The sequence below is a fragment of the Desulfonatronum thiosulfatophilum genome (assembly GCF_900104215.1).
GTDB lineage: Bacteria > Desulfobacterota > Desulfovibrionia > Desulfovibrionales > Desulfonatronaceae > Desulfonatronum > Desulfonatronum thiosulfatophilum.
Map to the genome: position 1 here is coordinate 96530 of NZ_FMXO01000012.1, position 19637 is coordinate 116166.

The 19637-nt window shown below is 56.2% G+C and carries 16 protein-coding genes; 11 read left to right on the top strand and 5 right to left on the bottom strand.

Annotation, left to right across the window (positions count from 1 at the left end; genetic code table 11):
• The first annotated feature begins 205 nt into the window (after positions 1-205).
• Both BLP93_RS11160 and BLP93_RS11165 read left to right on the top strand, forming a co-directional pair.
• On the top strand, positions 206-3355 hold the full coding sequence (locus tag BLP93_RS11160) for a PAS domain-containing hybrid sensor histidine kinase/response regulator (RefSeq protein WP_092121471.1): 3150 nt from the start codon (positions 206-208) through the stop codon (positions 3353-3355).
• A gap of 12 nt (positions 3356-3367) precedes the next feature.
• Positions 3368-4510: a site-2 protease family protein gene (locus BLP93_RS11165; protein ID WP_092121473.1), complete on the top strand. Its 1143-nt coding sequence runs from the start codon at positions 3368-3370 to the stop codon at positions 4508-4510.
• 232 nt (positions 4511-4742) lie between these two features.
• On the opposite strand, the gene BLP93_RS11170 is transcribed toward BLP93_RS11165, so the two are convergent.
• The 4 genes from BLP93_RS11170 to ligD form a co-directional block, all read right to left on the bottom strand.
• Positions 4743-4997, bottom strand: coding sequence for a DUF7218 family protein (locus BLP93_RS11170; RefSeq protein ID WP_092121475.1), 255 nt, complete (start codon positions 4995-4997; stop codon positions 4743-4745).
• 59 nt (positions 4998-5056) lie between these two features.
• On the bottom strand, positions 5057-5911 hold the full coding sequence (locus tag BLP93_RS11175) for an SDR family oxidoreductase (protein WP_161946299.1): 855 nt from the start codon (positions 5909-5911) through the stop codon (positions 5057-5059).
• A 135-nt stretch (positions 5912-6046) separates the two neighbouring features.
• On the bottom strand, positions 6047-7228 hold the full coding sequence (locus tag BLP93_RS11180) for a zinc-dependent alcohol dehydrogenase (protein WP_092121481.1): 1182 nt from the start codon (positions 7226-7228) through the stop codon (positions 6047-6049).
• A 73-nt stretch (positions 7229-7301) separates the two neighbouring features.
• Positions 7302-9860, bottom strand: coding sequence for a DNA ligase D (gene ligD / locus BLP93_RS11185; RefSeq protein ID WP_092121484.1), 2559 nt, complete (start codon positions 9858-9860; stop codon positions 7302-7304).
• 660 nt (positions 9861-10520) lie between these two features.
• Between ligD and ku (BLP93_RS11190) the strand changes: the two genes are divergently transcribed.
• Positions 10521-11312 carry a non-homologous end joining protein Ku gene (gene ku / locus BLP93_RS11190; RefSeq protein ID WP_092121487.1) on the top strand — a complete coding sequence of 264 codons (792 nt, stop codon included), beginning with the start codon at positions 10521-10523 and terminating at the stop codon, positions 11310-11312.
• Positions 11305-12282 carry a non-homologous end joining protein Ku gene (gene ku / locus BLP93_RS11195; protein WP_092121489.1) on the top strand — a complete coding sequence of 326 codons (978 nt, stop codon included), beginning with the start codon at positions 11305-11307 and terminating at the stop codon, positions 12280-12282. Before ku (BLP93_RS11190) ends, ku (BLP93_RS11195) begins: the two co-directional genes overlap by 8 nt.
• A gap of 249 nt (positions 12283-12531) precedes the next feature.
• Here ku (BLP93_RS11195) and BLP93_RS11200 read toward each other — a convergent pair whose 3' ends face one another.
• On the bottom strand, positions 12532-14679 hold the full coding sequence (locus BLP93_RS11200) for a catalase (protein ID WP_092121492.1): 2148 nt from the start codon (positions 14677-14679) through the stop codon (positions 12532-12534).
• Positions 14680-15053: 374 nt separating this feature from the next.
• Between BLP93_RS11200 and BLP93_RS11205 the strand changes: the two genes are divergently transcribed.
• The 7 genes from BLP93_RS11205 to BLP93_RS11235 are packed head-to-tail and all read left to right on the top strand — an operon-like array spanning position 15054 to position 19556.
• Entirely contained in the window at positions 15054-15734 is a 681-nt protein-coding gene (locus BLP93_RS11205; protein WP_208596629.1) for a transglutaminase-like cysteine peptidase, read from the top strand.
• A 6-nt stretch (positions 15735-15740) separates the two neighbouring features.
• Positions 15741-16016: an MrpF/PhaF family protein gene (locus BLP93_RS11210; RefSeq protein WP_092121495.1), complete on the top strand. Its 276-nt coding sequence runs from the start codon at positions 15741-15743 to the stop codon at positions 16014-16016.
• Positions 16016-16315 carry a cation:proton antiporter gene (locus BLP93_RS11215; RefSeq protein ID WP_092121496.1) on the top strand — a complete coding sequence of 100 codons (300 nt, stop codon included), beginning with the start codon at positions 16016-16018 and terminating at the stop codon, positions 16313-16315. Before BLP93_RS11210 ends, BLP93_RS11215 begins: the two co-directional genes overlap by 1 nt.
• Positions 16312-17316, top strand: coding sequence for a hydrogenase subunit MbhD domain-containing protein (locus BLP93_RS11220; protein ID WP_092121498.1), 1005 nt, complete (start codon positions 16312-16314; stop codon positions 17314-17316). The genes BLP93_RS11215 and BLP93_RS11220 overlap by 4 nt, the downstream gene beginning before the upstream one ends.
• On the top strand, positions 17313-17654 hold the full coding sequence (locus BLP93_RS11225) for a sodium:proton antiporter (protein ID WP_208596630.1): 342 nt from the start codon (positions 17313-17315) through the stop codon (positions 17652-17654). Before BLP93_RS11220 ends, BLP93_RS11225 begins: the two co-directional genes overlap by 4 nt.
• Complete coding sequence (locus BLP93_RS11230) at positions 17651-19084, top strand: complex I subunit 5 family protein (protein ID WP_092121506.1); 1434 nt, start codon at positions 17651-17653, stop codon at positions 19082-19084. Before BLP93_RS11225 ends, BLP93_RS11230 begins: the two co-directional genes overlap by 4 nt.
• 1 nt (position 19085) lies before the next feature.
• Entirely contained in the window at positions 19086-19556 is a 471-nt protein-coding gene (locus BLP93_RS11235; RefSeq protein ID WP_092121508.1) for a Na+/H+ antiporter subunit E, read from the top strand.
• Positions 19557-19637: the final 81 nt, after the last annotated feature.

Consider the following 19637-nt stretch of genomic DNA (forward strand, 5'->3'; position numbering starts at 1 on the left):
CCTGCCACATGTTAGCCGGATGAACCCAAAGCCTCGATGAACGTCGGGGCTTTTTTTGTAGCTCCTCGATTGCGGGCGCGGAGACTGGTATACAATTATCCAGAGCCCATCGACACTTCCATCCGTTGCTTCAGTTGTTATAATTGTTAAAATATCGCGTCATGTGACATCCTTTGCAAGTCTTTCACATCTTGAGCTTGGGATAATGATGAAACAGAGACATAAATTTTGGAGGTGGATTGCAGGGATCATCCTGCTCTTGATCTTCATGCAGTCGGCGGTATCCGCCGATGAGCAAAGCGGGATTGGGTTGCCGTCCTTTGGCTATGAAATGTTTGTCAAACACGGTTCGATCATGCTGCTCATCGACGAGCACACCGGGGCGATCATCGATGCCAACGAGGCGGCATCGGACTTTTACGGGTACTCTCGAGAGCGGCTGAGAACAATGTCGATCCAGCAGATCAACATGTTCTCACCAGAAGAGATCCGCATGGAGATGGAAGCTGCCGTCCGTCAGGAGCGAAACTATTTCGTTTTCGAACATCGGCTGGCGGATGGACAAACCCGTACGGTTGAAGTGACTTCCTGGCCGATCGAGTTTGGAGAAGAAACAGTTCTCTTCTCCATCGTGCAGGATGTCACCGCGGAAACGATTCTTGCGCAAGCCGTGGAGCGGCAAACACGCATCTTTATGTGGGTGCTGGCTCTGGCCTTTGGCGTTCTTTTAATGATAATCTGCTGGCTCATACATGTTTCACGGCGTCGGAAACAGGTGGCGAAGGCCCTGGATGCTCAGGTCGGCTATTTGAACACCGTCATCAACTCCCTGGACTACCCTTTCTACGTCGTCAACGCACGCACCTACACCGTAGAGCTCGCCAATCAGGCCGCCATGGCCGCGGGCATGCTCCTTGAAGGCAAGACCTGCCATTCATTGGCCCATAATTCTGATGTTCCTTGTCAGGGCATGGAGCGTCCTTGCCCGGTGCTGATCGTCAAGCAAACCGGAAAACCAACGGCCGTGGAACATCTCCACTACGATCAACAGGGCAATGCCCGTGTCGTGGACGTGCATGCCCACCCGGTGTTCAATGATTTGGGAGAGGTCGTCCAGGTGATCCAATACGACATGGACGTCACGGATCGGAAAAGTGCCGAGCTTGCCTTGCAGGAAAGCCAGGAGCGGCTGTACCTGGCGACCAGCGGCACGGGCATCGGGATCTGGGATTATTCGGTCAAAGACGGACACCTCGAATGGGATGATCAGATGCTTGTACTGTACGGAGAGCAACGAAGTGCTTTCTCCGGTTCTCTTGAGGATTGGCGAAGGCATGTTCATCCCGATGACGTGGAACGCACGATGGAGCTTCTCGATTCCGCGTTGAGCCACGACACGACCTTTACCACGGAATTCCGGATCATCCGCGGAGAAACCGCACCGAAAAATGAGCAGGATGAGAATGTCCGCTACCTTGTCGGTTCCGGCCTGGTTCGCAGGGACGCTCAGGGGAATGCGATTCGGGCCGTAGGCATCAACTACGACATAACCGAGCATCGGCAAGCGCAAGCGGAATTGGAGCGCAGCAATCGACAACTCGAAGAATCCATTGAACAAACCAAGCACATGGCCGTGGCCGCCCAGGCGGCCAACGTGGCCAAAAGCCAATTCCTGGCGAACATGAGTCATGAGATCAGAACCCCCATGAACGGCGTGATCGGCATGACCGGGCTGCTGCTGGATACGGAACTGACGGAAGAGCAGCGTACTTTCGCGGAAGGAATCAGAACCAGCGGAGAAAGCCTGCTGTTGCTGATCAACGACATCCTGGATCTTTCAAAGGTTGAGGCTGACAAGCTGAGTCTGGAGGAACTGGATTTTGACCTGCGCAAGATCATGAACGAGACAGCTGAACTTCTGGCGCGCAGGGCCGCCGAGAAAGGATTGGAGATGAATTGCCGGATCTCCGAAGAAATTCCGGAACATCTTCGGGGGGATCCCACCCGGTTGCGTCAGATACTGCTGAATCTCTGGGGCAATGCCATCAAGTTCACCTCCGTCGGCGAGGTGGAGACTACGGTCGTTCTGGAGCGAAAGCTGAAAGAACGTTATTTGCTCCGTTTTGCGGTCAAAGACACCGGCATCGGGATTCCCGGGGAAATGCTTCCCGCGATATTCGATCCCTTTCATCAGGTGGATGCCTCCACTACCCGCAACTATGGCGGCACCGGCCTGGGGTTGCCAATCTCCAAGCGGCTGGTGGAAATGATGGGCGGAACCATGGAGGCGGAGAGCACTCTCGGTCAGGGGAGCACGTTCAGTTTTACCATTATTTTGGGTGAAGCGGCTTCCACGCGAATGGCTCACGAGGAATTCGGCAGCAAGAGCAGGGAACCGAAGATCGCTTCGCTTCGGCCATTATTGGAAATGGGTTCCGGCCAGATGAAAACGCGAATCCTGCTGGCCGAGGACAACCAGGTCAATCAGCTTGTTGCCCTGAAGATCCTGGAACGCCTGGGTTACCGGACGGATGTCGCGGTCAACGGCCGGGAGGCTCTCGATGCACTGGCAAAACAGCCTTATGATCTGGTGCTCATGGATCTCCAGATGCCGGTTATGGATGGAATCGAGGCCGTGAAGCGCATCCGGAAGATTGAAAAAGAGAAGCATGGGCGGGGAAACAACGCGGTGGATTCGCCGCGGGATCGTCAGGTCCTTCATCCGAACAACATCGGCATTCCGGTCATTGCCCTGACCGCGCATGCGATGCAGGGTGATCGGGAAATCTGCATCCAGGCCGGGATGAACGATTACCTGACCAAACCTCTTCATCCGACAACATTGGCGCACATGCTGAACAAATGGTTGGCGCGTCCTGAAATTTTGAAAGACGTAGAACAACCGGGTGTTTCAACTGATATTGTTGAACCGAATCCTGCCGATCCCGATGCTCGGAGGGACCGTCCCGCATTGGGTGCCGTTGTCTTTAACCGAAGGGACCTGCTGTATCGAATCGACCATGATCTCGAGTTGGCACGCAAAATGACCAAAATCTTTCTTGCTGACGTTCCCGGACAGTTGAGCAACCTGCACAAGGCCATTCAAGGAAGCGATGCCGCATCAGTCAGGAAAATCGCCCATAAACTGAAGGGAAGTGCGCAGAGCATGGGATGCACCGGATTGGGCCAAATCGCGGACAAGCTGGAACATGTCGCGGATAATGGCAATATCTCACAGGCGGCGGGATTGTTGCCGGAAATGGAAGCCTGTTTCACCCAGGTCAGGGAAGTGTTGCAAACAGAGTTTACCCGAGGAAAGCCCGTTTCTGATCAGTTTTCTGAACAGAAATCATAAGGAAGGTGTCTCATGTTTGGAAAAAGTATCAAGCTGTTCAAGGTATTCGGCTTTCAGTTCAAGGTTGATCCCAGCTGGATCATCATTGCCGCCCTGGTAACATGGTCTCTGGCCGTGGGATTTTTTCCGCACGTCATCGAGGGCCTGCAGCCGCTGGATTATTGGAAGCTGGCCATAGTCGGAGCCTTGGGGCTGTTTTTTTCGATTCTGTTCCACGAGTTCTGGCATTCCATGGTCGCGCGACGGTTCGGGGTGGAGGTCAGCGGGATCACGCTTTTTATTTTCGGCGGCGTGGCTGAGATGCCTCAAGAACCGAAGACGCCGAAAAGTGAATTCTGGATCGCCATTGCCGGTCCCGCGGCCAGCCTGTTTCTGGCGCTGGTGTTCTACCTGATCTACGATTTCGGCTTCCGGTTCGGCATGGACGAGGCCGTGAGCAGCGTGTTCATGTACGTGGCGCTGATCAATCTGATTCTGGCGATTTTCAACCTCATCCCGGCATTTCCCATGGACGGGGGGCGGATCCTGCGCTCCGCGCTCTGGAGCATCAAGAAGGATCAACGCTGGGCCACCAAAATTTCCACCAATTTCGGCATGGTCTTCGGGCTCGTGCTGATCGGCCTCGGACTGCTGAACATCCTTACCGGGAACATCGTCGGCGGGCTCTGGTACTCCCTGATCGGCATGTTCATCCGCTATGCGGCCCGGAATTCCTATCAGCAGCTGGCCGTGAAGCACGCTTTGGCCGGCGAGCAGGTCCGGACCCTGATGAAACCTCCGGTGACCATTCCCAGCTCCATATCCTTGCAGGAAATGGTGGAAGACTACGTTTATCGTTATCATCACAAGTTTTTTCCGGTACAGGACGGGAAGGATCGCGTTGAAGGATGCATCACCACGAAACAGGTCGGGGAATTGGGAAAAGAGGAATGGCCGCGGACACAGGTCCGGGAGATCATGATTCCCTGTTCCGTGAGCAACAGCGTGGGACCGGACGAGGACGTGGCCGACGTGCTGCGGACCATGAACGCCACTGGCCTGAGCCGGATGATGGTCATGGAAAACGAACGGTTGCTGGGAATCATCTCCCTGAAGGACATCCTGGGCTATTTGACCGCCCGGATGGAACTGCAAGGTGATCGTGGCTTGGAATGATGGCTCGTTCGAGATTCACATGCTGGATAGTAAAATGAATTGAACCGCCCGTTTCGCTCAAGGCGCCAGGAAAAAATATCTGGAAAGCAGGGAAAATGCTGTTTTCAAATGGTTTGCCTTCCATCGTGCTGCATGAACGTACGGGCGATCCATAGGTCAGAACTCATGGATAACGGTTAAACAGAATGTGCTGAACAGTTACCGGATGACCCGAATTATTGCTGGTTGCCTTTCAACGACTGCGCAGGGTTTCGATCAACTCCGCCTTGGTCAGGCCGGAAATGCGCGGGATGCCCAGTTCCTTGGCCCTTTGGTATAATTCCTTCTTCGTTCTGTCCTCGTAGCGGGAGGCCGCGCCGCCGCGTTTGCCTGCTTCAGAGCGCGGAGTGTTCGCGATTCGGGCTGCCTTCTCTTTGCCCATACCCTGGGCCCGCAGTTTTTCGTATTGTGCATCGTCCTTGATTTGTGGACCATGGTCTTTTGCCATTTTAAACTCCTCTCCATCCTCTTGGACTGGGGCGAATATGTTTTTAGATTTTTCACGTTTCACCCGTTGACAACAGCACCGCCGTTGGGGTGAAGCGTCTGGCCGCTGATGTAGGATGAATCCTCGCATGCCAGGAACAGAAAGCAAGTCGCGACTTCGTATGGTTCTCCCGGGCGCTGCATTGGAACGCTTTGGCCGTGTTTCGAAGTTTTTTCCTCGGTGAAGCTGGCCGGGATCAACGGAGTCCAGATAGGACCAGGAGCCACGGCATTGACCCGGATGCCTTTCCCGATCAGGCTCGAGGAGAGGGAGCGGGTAAACGCCAGGATTGCGCCCTTGGTGCAGGCGTAATCGATAAGTTTCGGATGCCCCTGGTAGGCGACGATGGACGTGTCGTTAACGATGGTCGCCCCTTCCTTGAGGTGGGGCAGGGCCGCCTTGGTCAGGTAGAACATCGAGAAAATATTCGTTCGGAATGTTTTCTCCATCTGCTCGTCGCTGATGTCGAGCAGACTGTCGCACAGGTGCTGCTCCGCGGCGTTGTTGATCAGGATGTCCAGCTTGCCGAGCTCGTTGACCGTCTTTTCTACAGCGTTTCTGCAAAAATCCGGATCGCCGACATCTCCGGCCAGAAGAATGCATTTTTGGCCAATTTTTTCAATTTTTTCAAAGGTCTCTCGCGCGTCCTGGTGTTCGTCCAGGTAGGCCACGGCAACGTCGCAACCCTCCTTGGCAAACAGAATGGCGGTTGCACGCCCGATGCCGCTGTCGCCTCCGGTGATCAGCGCAACCTTTCCCTTGAGTTTGTCGCTGGGTCGATAGTCCGGGTTTTCATCCCGCGGCAAGGGATCCATCTCATGCCGCACTCCGGGTTGCTTCTCCTGTTTCTGTTTGGGCATGCCTTCACTGTTCATCGTTATCCTCCTTGAGAAAATGTGTTCGTGCCCTCCCATTCCCGACGCGAGCCAAGGTCTGAAATCCTGAATACCCATTGGGGTCTGGAAACCCGGGCTGCTTTCGCGGGCACTGGAATCATGAAAGGTCGTTGTTCAGGGTTTCAAAAGCACCTTGACCACCCCGTCCCATTTCTTCTGGAACATCTCGTACCCCCTGGGACCCTCGTCCAACGGCAGGGTGTGGGTGGCGAGATGATTCACTCCGAGCGGGTCTTTCCCATCCGTTACGTAGGGCATGATGTCGTCAATCCAGCGTTTGACGTTGGCCTGGCCCATGCGCAACTGGATCTGCTTGTCGAACAGTTTCAGCATGGGCAACGGATCCGCTGCCCCGCCATACACGCCGACCACGGAAACGGTCCCGCCGCGGCGCACCGTGTCGATGCTCGCGGACAGTGCGCTCAACCTGTCGACGCCGGTCTTTTTCATCATTGCTTCAGACAAGGCGCTGGGCAGCAGGGAGGTGATCTGGTGGGCCAGTTTTCCCACCGGAGCCCCATGCGCCTCCATGCCCACGGCGTCGATCACGGAATCCGGTCCGCGTCCGGAAGTCATCTCCCTGAGGGATTCGGCGATATCCTTGTGATCGTTGAGATTAACGACCTCCACAAAATGCCGGCGCGCCATTTTCAATCTCTGCGGAATCAGGTCCACGCCGATCACCCGTGCTCCTCGCAACCTGGCAATCCGGGCGCACATTTGGCCGATGGGCCCCAGGCCGAAAACGACTGCTGTGCCGTTCTTCGGAATGTTGGCGTATTCGACCGCCTGCCAGGCGGTCGGCAAGACGTCCGCCAGGTAAATGAACGTTTCATCTGGAGGACCTTCAGGGACCTTGATCGGGCCGTAGTGGGCCTGGGGAACACGCAGGTATTCGGCCTGGCCGCCGGCCACCTGGCCATAGAGCTTGGAATATCCGAATATCGAGCCCCCTGTGCCATGGGAGCGAACCTGGGTCGTTTCGCATTGCGATTGCAGTCCGTCGCTGCACATGAAACAGCTGCCGCAGCTGATGTTGAAGGGAATGACCACCCGGTCGCCGGGTTTGATGTGCGAGACCCCTTTGCCGACCTCTTCCACAATGCCCATGGGTTCGTGGCCCATGATGTCGCCCGGGGTCATGAACGCCCCAAGAACTTCGTAGAGATGCAGATCCGACCCGCAAATCGCCGTGGTTGTGACCCGAATGACGGCATCCGTCTCCTCAAGAATTTTCGGATCAGGTACGTTTTCCACCCGTATGTCGCGCTTGCCGTGCCAAACCAACGCTTTCATTTTTCCTCCCACTGATTGGCTTATATTTTTGAATTTAGTTGCTGGTGAATTTGTATGGAGAAGAGCAGTCGGCCTACGGCTCCACCTTTTTCTCCATGGATTTGGTTATGGATTGAGACGTGTTGAAGTAGTCCTCCCAGGGATCGGTTCTGAGCCTGGCGAGTCGCTGCTCAATGTTGTCGATCCGATATTTGTCCGGCGCGGTTTGCGGAGTCAGCTCTTCCCAGCGCAACGGCGTGGATATCGGAGCTCCGGTCTTGGCTCGGGTCGAATACGGAGCAATGCTGGTCGCTCCCCTTCCATTGCGCAGATAGTCGATGAAGATCTTCCCTTCCCGTTTCTTTTTGCTGACCGTGGCTACGAAACGATCCGGATACATCTTGGTCATGCGTAGAGCCGCATTGCGGGCAAATGCCTTGACCTCGTCCCACCCCGTCCGTCTGACCAGGGGAACGACCACGTGAAAGCCTTTTCCCCCGGACGTCTTCAAAAAGCTCTTCAAGCCGATGGAGTCGAGAAAATCTCGCAGCAGCACAGTTCCTTCGACCACCTGCGCCAATTCGACATCCGGGGCCGGATCGAGATCCATGATTATCAGGTCGGGCTTTTCGATCTGGTCTTCACGGGCGTTCCAAGGGTGAAACTCCAGCACCCCCAACTGGACCAGGCTGACAAGTCCATGAATGTCGTCGATCACGATGTACTTTTCCACGGATTTTTTTTCCTGAATCGGAATTTCCCGAACATATTTCGGGAGGGATTCGGAAAAGTGCTTCTGATAGAAGCATTCCCGGCCTCTGCCCCGGGGGCAGCGCAGCAGGGACAAAGGGCGCCGGATCAGATACGGCAGGATGTGCTCGGAGATGCGCTGATAGTACCCGGCCAGGTCGGCCTTGGTGATTCCCAACTCGGGATAGTAGACGCGCTCGGCGTTGGTCAGACGGATCTGCTTTGGAGACGTTTTTGGGGGAGACGGACTTGTGGATGATTGTCCTTGCTCGAGTTGTTCCGGCTCGGAATTTTCGTCCAGTACGTCATGTCTGGGTCTTTGCGTTTCCCTGCGGATTTCCAGCGGCGATTTGTCCTCGCGCAGACCTTTGTAAGCGGGATGGCGCAGCAACTCTTCCCGGGTCCATCCGGTGAAGGACACCTCCGCGACCAGTTTCGGGTCAATCCAGTGAACATTGCGGGCTTCCGCGCCTTTTGGCGGATTGATGAACGGAGTATGTTTCCGCTCCAGGCCGGACATGCTTTTTTTCAGCGAAATCAGTTCCCGCTGGTTGAACCCCGTGCCGACCTTTCCGCAGTAACGAAAATTCTCCTCCTCGTCATAGACGCCTAGAAGCAGGGCGCCAAAAGCGACCCTGGAGCCCGCTGGTTCCGTGTACCCGCCGATGACGAATTCCTGGCGCTGCTGACACTTGATCTTGAGCCATCTCCGGGAACGCTTCTGCTGGTAGGGGCTCAGGCTGTCCTTGGAGATGATCCCTTCCAGAGCAATCCGGCAGGCATGCTCGTAAACCAGCGGTCCCGATCCCGCGACATGGTCGCTGAACCGGACAACCGAACCGGAAGGCATTTTGTCGAACAGTTTTCTCAACCGGTTTTTGCGCTCTTGGAGCGTGTTTTTCGAGAGGTCGTGACCTTCACAATAGAGAAGGTCAAAGACGTAATAGAGCAGCGTGCCGGTTTTTTTTTCTCCCTCGAACGAGTTCTGCAAGGCCTGGAAGCTTGTGGTTCCGTCGGCCATCTGGATCACGACTTCTCCGTCAATGACGGCATCCGACACGGGAAATTCGGATAATGCATGGACCAGAGACAGCAGTCTGGAAGTCCAATCCTTGCCGTTGCGGCTGACCAGACGGATCGATCCCGGCTTTAGAAAGGCAATGATGCGATACCCGTCATACTTGATCTCATGAAACCACCGGTCGCCTTCGGGCGGGACATCGACCAGGGTCGGCAACTGAGGATGGACAGTGTCCGGCATGGCATCCGTGCGGGTGTTCTCCTGAGCGGTTGGGGTGACGGAGGGCGGATCGATCTGCGCATGCTTCGGACCGGGCTCGGCATCGGCGGCGATCTGTTCCATGGACCTGCCGGTGGAAACGCTGCGGTCCATTTCGAGCAGTCCGTCTGGTGCAGCGTCGGCGTAAGCGTCTTTGGATTTGACAAAAAGCCAGTTCTTGTCGTTTTCCGCTTTCTGGCCGCCCATCTTGAACAAAAGCCATTTTCCGCGCAGCTTCTCGCCCTGGATTTCCAGATGCATCCGGCCTTTCCGGTAGTCCTCTTCCGGGTCTCCATCCGGGATCCATACCCCCTCGTCCCAGAGCATCACGGTGCCGCCCCCGTACTCATGTTTCGGTATGGTTCCCTCGAAGGCGCCGTACTCCAAAGGATGATCTTCCACATGCACCGCCAACCGCTTTTGGCCGGGATCAAGGCTAGGTCCCTTGGGCAGAGCCCAGCTTTTGAGAACTCCCCCGAGTTCAAGCCGCAGATCGTAATGCATCCGGCTGGCGGCATGCTTTTGAATCAGGAAACGTCGTCCCGAAGGGGAACTTTCCTCTCTTCCCTCCGGTTCCGGAGTAACCTGGAAGTTTCTTTTGTTTTGATATTCCTTGAGTTTCATGCAGTTCGTTCCAAATCGTGAATTATTGACCTGCTCAAAGCAGGATTCGAGATATTTCTTCAACCCGGATCTGAGGCCCCGGCAATTCTTGTGAAGACAACATCACGTGAGAAACATTGTTTGGAAAGGGCTTTCAAATTTATATGGAGAATAGTCTGTATTTGATTCCATATGTTCTGGTATTTCCAATGGCAGGAGATTTTATTCAATGATCCGGACGGAATGATGTGAATATTGCAGCTGTCCGGCGGTGAAAGAGTCGTTTGCCGCCTTCAACTTCTTCATGTCGCTCATGCCGGGCATGGCGCCTCATGAAATACCTTCTTCCGGAGCAACCTGTACGCAATTTATCCCATTGCAAACGCGTGATCCGGGATAATACTGTGCTGTAATGCGGCATCTGGAAGAAAAAAGGACGGGATGAGTGGATGGCGACAAGGCTTTTATGATTCAAAAACGGCGAACACTGTATGCCTGGTGCTGGAAGGAGACGGAAACCTGCGCTTTCTGTTTCCAGGAGTACAGTTGTGAGTTGCAGTGCCGGTGCATGGAATGCGATGAGCCCGTTTGCCCCATGTGCGTGATGACAGGATCGAGCAAAACGCAGGTTTGTCCCTCTTGTCGTGGTGATTGCAAGGAAGAACCGGAGGCGGATCAGCCATGACCGGGACCGCACGATCCATCTGGAAAGGAGTGATCCGCTTCGGCGGGATTTCCGTGCCGGTGAAGCTGTTTTCCGCTGTGCAGGACAACAGGGTTCATTTTCGGCTGCTGCACGAGCCGGATCTCACCCCGGTGGAACAGCGCATGGTCGATCCACGAACAGGAAAGACGGTTCCCACGGAAGAAATCCGTCGCGGCCTGGAGGTGGAGACCGGGGAAATCGTCATGGTCACGCCGGAAGAACTGGAAGAGCTGGTTCCCGATGCGTCCAGGGACATTGAGGTCACCCGGTACGTCCCGCGTGGCAGGATCAACTCCCAGTGGTATGACCGGCCTTATTATCTCGGCCCGGACGGCGGAGGCGAAGACTATCACGCTCTGGCCGCGGCGTTGGCCGGAGAACATCGGGAGGGAATTGTCCACTGGACGATGCGCAAGAAGCGATATGTCGGCTCTCTTCATGGAGAAGACGGCCGACTGAAGCTGGTCACCCTGCGCTTTGCCGATGAGGTGGTCGATGCCGAGGCAATCCCCAGACCCGAAGGGCGTGCCTTTGAACCTCTGGAGTTGCGGATGGCCGAGCAACTGATCAATGCCCTGGCCGGAGATTTCAATCCGGCCGAATACCATGATGAATACCGGCAACGGGTCCTGGAATTGATCCAGGTGAAGGCAGCGGGAAACGTGTTCAAGTTTGAAAAACCGAAACAACGTCGCCCCAAAATAGCATCGCTCGCCGATACTCTGGAGCAGAGCCTGAGTCAGGTGGAGAAACGAAAAAGTGCCTGAGCCCAACGACAGTGAGATCCGCCGTCGGTCCATCTGGTACGGAACCGTCGCCTTCGGGCTGGTCAGCATCCCGGTCGCTCTGCTCCCGGCCCGGCGGTCGCAGCGTGTTCGGTTGCGCATGCTGGCGCCGGACGGAGTCCCGCTGGCCCGGCAATATTATTGCCCGAAGGAGGAGCGGCTGATCGAACAGGAAGAAATCGTCCGCGGTTATGAAGTGGAGGAAGGCAGGTTCGTTACGGTTACGGACGATGAACTGGAATCCCTGCAGCCGCAAAAAAGCCGGGAGATCGATCTCCGCCGATTTGTGCCGGTGGAGCAGATCGATCCGCAGTATCTGGAGCGGCCATACTTCCTGACGCCCATGGGCGATTCCCGAAAGGCGTACCGGCTGCTGACCGAGACCATGGAAAAAACCGGCAGGGCCGGGATTGCCACCTTTGTAATGCGCTCCCGGGAGTATCTGGTGGCCATCCTGGCCAAAAACGGCATCCTGATGGCGGAAACGCTGCGTTTTGCCGATGAGATCAGGCCGGCGCACGTTGCCGGCAGCGTGGACGTGCACAAGGAGATTCCCGAAAACCGGATCGAAACCATGATCTCCGAAATTCGGAGCGCTTCCGCCGACGACCTGGATCAGGACGAACTGAAGGACGAATATGCCGAGCAGCTTGTCGCCCTTGCCGAAGGAAAGCGTGCGGCAGGCCGGGATCTTGTTGCGCCCATGGAGAGGGAAACGGATCCCGATAATGACGGAGGTGATGACGGAAAGGTCATCGACCTGATGCAGTTTTTGAAGCGCAGCGTTGAGATGGAGCGAGAAAAGGAGCCGGTCCGAAAAACGCGGGACGTGGACTCACTTGAAGAGCTGAACAAGTCCGAACTGTACGCCAGAGCCAAGGAACTCGGGATTTCCGGAAGAAGCTCCATGAGCCGCGGGGAGCTTTTGGAAGCGGTCCGCGGCGTTGATTGATCCTCCCGGACGATCGAACGAATGCGAGAGTCGTCACGTCCGGGAGGTGGGTTTACGTAACTGCTCAACAACTTGTGGCAAGCATGGCCTGGATGCCCGCCTTCGCGGGCATGACTTGTTTGCAATGCCGTCTCCAGGTCAGTCATTCCCGCGAAGGCGGGAATCCAGTTGCAAGGTAGCTCGCAGGCTGTGTCCGACCTTTTTGAGCAGTTGCGGGTTCACCATAGGAACGTTGATTGTGCACGATGATCAGGCCGGTACCTTGTCCTTTTCCGGCCTGTCCCAATGGCGATGGGCGGCAATGGCTTTGATGAATTCCTCGTTGAAGCTGGACAGGCTCGATGCGTTGCGCACGGTAACCACGCCCTTTTCATTCATCAGTTCTTCGGGCGGTGAATCCGAGAGAGAGCCCTTCTTGAAGATGTCCGACTCCATGAGCAGGTCCAGGCCCTCGCCGGTTGCGCCGATGGGCTTGCAGTGCCTGTAGGCTTCATTAATGAAACCGATTGCATCGCCCTGCATTTTCAGGGTTTCGATGCTCTTTGCGCCTCCTGGGACGAAAATCGCGTCGAACATCACCGAGGCTGAAGTTTCGTAGTTTTTCACCGCCACCACCTCGTTGCCGTCGGAACTTTTGATCATCCCCATGTTTTTGGAGATGATCTTGCAGCGGGCGCCTTTACCTTCCAGAGCTTCCATGACCTGGGACAGCTGCTTATGGTTGTAACCCTCGGCCACCAATACGGCTATTTTGCGGCTCTTGATGGTGTCTTTCACGGTGCCGGCCATGCTTACGGCCGGGGAGCTTTTGGTCACGCCGGTGCCGCCTTTCGTGGCCGGCGCGGCGACGCCGATGCCTTCTGCCGCCAGGGTCGCCAGATCGCCGTCCACTTTGTTCAACAAGTCGATCATCCGTTCCCGGACTTCCTTGGATTCAACCTTGCCCAGTTCGAAATGGAAGGCCTTGATGAGGTGCTTTTTTTCCGCATCCGACTGGCTGTTCCAGAACATGGTGGCCTGACTGAAAAAATCCCGAAAGCTTTCGCTGCGGTTGCGGATTTTCCGGCCCTCGACCTTTTCCATGTGATGAACATATCCGCCCTCTTCTCGCGTGGCGGGCTTGGGGTGACCGCCCCCCAGGGAGTTGGGGAAATAGTTGACGCGGCCTTTGTTGATGGTCATGCGGTGATAGGCCTCACGCTGGTTGTTATGTACCGGAGCGAGGGGCTGGTTGATGGGGATCTCGGTGAAGTTCGGCCCGCCCAGGCGAATGATCTGGGTGTCGAGATAGGAAAACAGGCGGCCCTGGAGCAATGGATCATTGGAGAAATCAATTCCCGGAACCACGTTGCCCGGATGAAAGGCCACCTGCTCGGTTTCGGCAAAGAAGTTGTCCGGGTTGCGGTTGAGGACCATCTTGCCGATAATTTTCACCGGAACGTCTTCCTCGGGCCAGATCTTGGTCGGATCAAGGACGTCGAAGTCAAACTTGAATTCATCCTCTTCAGGTATCAACTGCACGCCGAATTCGTATTCCGGGTAATCACCCATTTCAATGGCTTCCCAGAGGTCGCGGCGCAGGAAGTCGGCATCCTTTCCGCCGAGTTTCTGGGCCTCGTCCCAGACCAGCGAGTGTACGCCAAGCAACGATTTCCAGTGGAATTTTACGAAATGGGCTTTGCCTTCCTTGTTGATGAAGCGGTAGGTGTTGACGCCGAATCCGTCCATCATGCGGTAGCTTCTGGCGATTCCCCGGTCGGAAAGCAGCCAGAGGATCATATGCGCTGATTCGGGCATCAGGGAGATGAAATCCCAGAAATTGTCGTGCGCCGCCGAAGCCTGGGGCATCTCATGGTGCGGCTCGGGCTTGATGGAATGGACCAGGTCCGGGAACTTGATGGCATCCTGGATAAAAAAGATCGGAATGTTGTTGCCCACCAGATCGTAATTGCCTTCCTCGGTGTAGAACTTGGTGGCGAAGCCGCGCACGTCCCGCACCGTGTCCGCCGAACCCTTGCTGCCCACGACCTGGGAAAACCTGACGAAAACCGGCGTCTTCACCGCCGGATCCTGGAGAAACCTGGCCATGGTCACGTCGGCCTGGGACTCGTAGACCTGGAAGTAGCCGTGCGCTCCGGAACCGCGGGCATGAACCACCCGTTCCGGAATGGGTTCATGGTCGAAATGGGTCATTTTCTCCCGAAAATGAAAATCCTCCATCAACGTCGGGCCGCGGTCTCCGGCCTTCAGCGAGTCGTCGGTATGGCTGACCCGCACCCCCTGGTCCGTGGTCAGATACTGCCCGTCCGAATCCTCCCGGTACTTTTCCAGCTGTTCGTTTTTGCTGTTCTCATCGATCTTGACCTGATCAGGCTGTTTTTTTTGATGCTCGTTCATGTCTGCCTCCTCGAGTACATTTTGAAGATGGATCTGAAACCGGATCAACCCGGTGATGATTGGCTCAGTTTTACATATGCGGTTGTCATTTCTATGGGTTAACCTGCGAAGAGGAGGCGGTATAAAGATGTATTTGCCAGTAGAATAGGAATGATTGAACAATAATAAAATGAGTTAAATAACCACCGTAACCAGCGAAGTGAATATTTTCGATACGGTTCGCCTACTTGATCATCAAGGTTGAAATACAAGAAATTCCGGTTTCTTCTTAGGTAGATACTGTATGCCGGCGACAGCTTAACTTGTTTATGATTGTTAGGCAGGTATAGTCTGGAAATATAAATCCTCAAACGCTTGCACAGGTGGAGCATCCCTTGAAATCCGATTTGATGATCCGGCATTATTACCGTGCTTGGTTGTTGACGGCCCTGATCGTTACAATGGTTTTCGCCAGCGTTTCCGCCGGCGAGGATTTCAGGATCAACCGGGATTATTTGGAACAAGCCGAAATCAAATACGGCGAGGGAGCGGTGCTCCGCCTGCTGGAATGGGAGGAAATGATCCGTACGACGGACAGAAATAAGACGGACTTGAAGAAACTTGAAAAGGTCAACCAGTTCTTCAACACGCGAATCATGTATGCCACCGACATAGAAATCTGGGGCGTAGAGGATTATTGGGCTACACCATTTGAGTTTCTGAGCAGAAACGCTGGCGATTGCGAGGACTTTGCCATTGCAAAATATTTTACCCTGAAGGCCATCGGCGTGAAGGAGGAAAGACTGAACATTCTCTACGTCAAAGCCCTTCAGTATGGGATCGCACACATGGTGTTGGCGTATTACGAAACACCCGAAGCTGAACCGCTGATTCTCGACAACTACATGGACAGTATTCTTTTGGCGTCGAAAAGAAGGGATATCTTGCCAGTGTTCGGTTTCAACGCAAGCGGGCTCTGGTCATCCCGGCAGAGAGCGCAGGGCAACCTTTCCGGGCGTAGCGACCGGCTGAGACCGTGGCAGGATCTGCAGGCCAAAATGCATAAGGACTGGTAATCTGTTATGACCGCGTATTACCTCTGGCTGGCGCTGGTTCTGCTGGTGACCATGCTGGCGGGGCTGGTCCGGGTGATTATCGGGCCGAAGCCCGCGGACAGGATTCTGGGAGCACAGCTCTTCGGAACAACCGGAGTGGCCGTGCTGCTCCTGATGGGTGCGGCCAGCGACAGCGACTCGCTGCGCAATGTGGCCCTGGCCTTTGTCCTTCTTGCGCTACTGGCCTTGATCGCCTTCGTCGAACGCATTCCTCCGGAAGCGGACACGGAGGAGAAGTCGTGATGGACACGGTGTTTAATGTCATCGCAATCATGCTTTCATTTGCCGGAGCGGCGTTTTTTATTGCGGGAACGATTGGATTGCTCCGTTTCCCGGACACCTATATGCGCCTGCATGCGATAACCAAGGCGGACAACCTCGGTCTTGGCTTGATCGTCCTCGCCCTGGCCATCCGAAGCGAATCCATATTCATTGCCGCAAAGCTGATGCTGATCTGGCTGCTGGCCATGCTCGTGGGCAGCAATGCCTGTTACATGATCGGTCGCTGGGCTCTGCGCCATGAAAAGGAGCAGGAAGAGTGACCCTTGCGGCATTGGCCATAGATCTGACTTTAGCCGGATCTTTGCTGCTGATGGCGGTGATCCTGCTGACCCGGGACAATTTTTTGCAGTCCTCCGTACTCTTCATTGCCTTCGGGCTCTTCACCGCACTGACATGGGTCCGGCTGGGAGCGCCGGACATCGCCCTGGCCGAAGCGGCCATCGGCGCCGGGGTGACGGGAGTTTTGCTGATGGACGCCATTCGGCACATGGAGTGGGAAAAAAACACGTTCAGCAGAAAGTGGCTGCGTTCCCGCCGGAGCGGGGAAGCCCCGAGCCTCTGGATGAAGGTCGGTTTTTCCGGAGTCACGATGTTCATCGGCGTGCTGTTGGTCGGTGCTGTGGGGCAGATGGGCGATCAGCGCCCAGGGCTGGCCGGTGAGGCGGCACAGCGGATGCAGGATTTGGAAAATCCGGTTACGGCCGTGCTGCTGGTTTTTCGCGGTCTGGATACGTGGCTGGAACTGGGAATTCTTCTGCTGGCCGTGCTGGGAATGCTCACGGTCCGGGAGCGGCATGGCCTGCAGGCCATCTTGCTGGCGCCGCCCCGTGATCCGATTCTGGAGGGGGGTGTCCAGCTTCTGGCACCGTTGGCCATACTGACCGCGGCCTACTTCCTGTGGCTGGGAACATTCTCCGCCGGGGGAGCCTTTCAGTCCGGCGTGGTGCTGGGAGCCACGGGCATGCTGCTCTGGCTCAGCGGCCACTCGTCGATCAATGCCTTTCCGCAATGGTTGTGGAAGCTGCTGATGCTGCTTGGATTTTCCGTATTCTGCCTAGCGGCCGCGATCACGCTGTTTGTTTCGGATTGGATGCTGCAGTTCCCCGCATACTTCAGGCACTACTTCATCGTGATTATTGAGGCGGCCGCAGCCGTTTCCATCGGCGCATGCCTTGCCGGGTTGTTCGTCGGCCAGCATCCGGGGTGGGACGCGTTCAACCGGGATTCGAAGGGCGGGGAACAACCGGAGCAATCCCGGTGAGCGTCGTGGCGCAGCATGAGATCTATGCCGTAGCGGCCATGCTGCTTTTTGTTTTCGGCCTGGCGGCCCTGCTGGCCGCGGCACACCTGTTGCGGCAGATCATTGCCGTGAACGTCATGTCCTCCGGGGTTTTTCTGCTGCTGATCAGCATTTCCCGTCGGGATGCACAGGAGTTTGCCGATCCCGTACCGCAGGCCATGGTGCTGACGGGGATCGTCGTTGCCGTGAGTATCAGTGCGTTTGCCATGGTCCTGGCCCGGCGCATCTACCGCGAAACCGGGGCCAGCGAACTTTCCAAGGCGGAGCAAGAGACGCAACCCGGAGAGGAGAGGCAATGAATACGGCAATGGTCGCCGTATTTATGATTCCATTCTCCGGTGCCGCCCTGGCCTTTGTGGCGGGACGCCGGGCGCAGGTCTTGGGTCTGATCACCGCTCTGGCTACGACCATTGCGGTGGTCGTGCTGACGATCCATGTCCTCGAGGACGGAGCGCAAATATATCTGTTGGGAGGCTGGTCCACGCCGTTGGGGATCAACCTGAACTGCGACGGGTTGGCTTTGCTGATGCTGTCGCTGACCGCCGCGGTCAGCCTGCCGACCAGCATCTATGCGGCATTGTATTTCGCCAATACGCCCAACTCGCCGCATGAAGCGGCATTTTTCTGGCCGCTGTGGTTGTTTCTCTGGGGGGGATTGAACTGTCTTTTCTTGTCCGGAGACATCTTCAACGTCTATCTTCTCCTGGAACTGACCCTTCTTGCCTCGGTGGCCCTGGCGGCGCTCAAGAGTACTCATGAAGCCCTTATTGCTTCCTACAGGTATCTCATCGCGGCCACGGCCGCGGCACTGTTTTATCTGCTGGGCGTGACCCTGCTCTATTCCGAACATAGCACCCTCGACTTCATTGGTCTGGCCGCCGCGGAGCCGGATGGGTATCTGGGCATGCTCGCACTGGCCCTGCTGATCGGCGGGTTGTCCTTGAAAAGCGCCTTGTTTCCGCTCCATTTCTGGCTGCCGCCGGCGCACTCCACAGCTCCGACCCCGGTCAGCGCGGTGTTGTCGGCCCTGGTGGTCAAGGCCGGATTCTACGTTATTCTGCGTATCTGGTTCGAGATCTACCAGCTAAGCATTCCGGACATGGGCAGCCAGCTCATGGCGCTGCTCGGTTCCGTGGCCGTGGTCTGGGGGTCATGGCAGGCGTTGCGCCAGAAGCGCCTGAAAATGCTCATTGCCTATTCCACCGTCGCCCAGATGGGATACCTCTTTCTGGTCTTTCCCATGGCCGCGGGAGCTGGCGAGGAGTCCATATCCGTCGCGGTATATCAGGTGATTTCCCACGGGCTGTCCAAGGCCGCCATGTTTCTCGCGGCCGGTGTACTGATGCAATCCATGGATTCCGATCTGCTGCGGGACCATCGCGGCGCGGCGCGGTCCGTGCCTTTTGCCGTGGCGGCGTTGGTCATCTCCGGCGCTGGCCTGGCCGGAATTGCCCCTGGGGGAGGAGCCAAAGGAAAAATGATCTCCATGGCTCTGGAACATGGACAGTGGTGGTGGGCTGCCGTCATCGGCGCGGGGATGCTTCTTGCCGCGGCCTACACTTTCGTTGCCGTGAGGAACGCCTTTGGCGGCACAGGACGAAAGCGCCGCGGTAGCAGCGGCCTGTGGTACATGGGAGCGACGGCTTTGGTCATGGCGCTGGCGGGCATGGCGGCTTCCTTTGTTTCCGGTGAGATCCAAGGCGTCCTCGCAATCCGGGTGGGAGGGTGAGATGATCGCGTTTTTCAAGCGCTTCGTTCTCTTCCTCATTCTTTGGGTCATCTTGAATGAAGGGATCTTCCGCTATCCGCTTCTGGCCGGGGCCGGAATCGGCGCGGCGACGATCTTCAGTTTTCATCTCTGGCCAGAGCGCCTTATCCATCTGAATTGGCGGTTCCTGCCCGGGCTGGTCTTCTATTTTATCCGCTCCTCCCTGAAAGGGGGATTGGACATTGCCTACAGGGCCGTTTCCCCGTCCATGCCTCTGCAGCCGGACTTGATCCGGATTGAGAGCAGACTTGAAAATGAAGCGGGAGTGGTCCTGCTGGCCTGGATGATCAGCCTGATGCCCGGCACCGCAAGCATCAACCTGGAAAGACGGGTCCATCTGACCATCCACGTGGTGGACTCCCGAATGTACGGAGAGGAAGATCTACGGATCCTGGAAGGCAGGATCGCAAGGCTCGTTGCGCCAGGCAAATAGAGGATGCCATCCGGAATGGTTCAGAACCTGTTGATACATGAAGAATTGAACCGCCCGCTTCGCTTAAGGCGCGGGGTACGC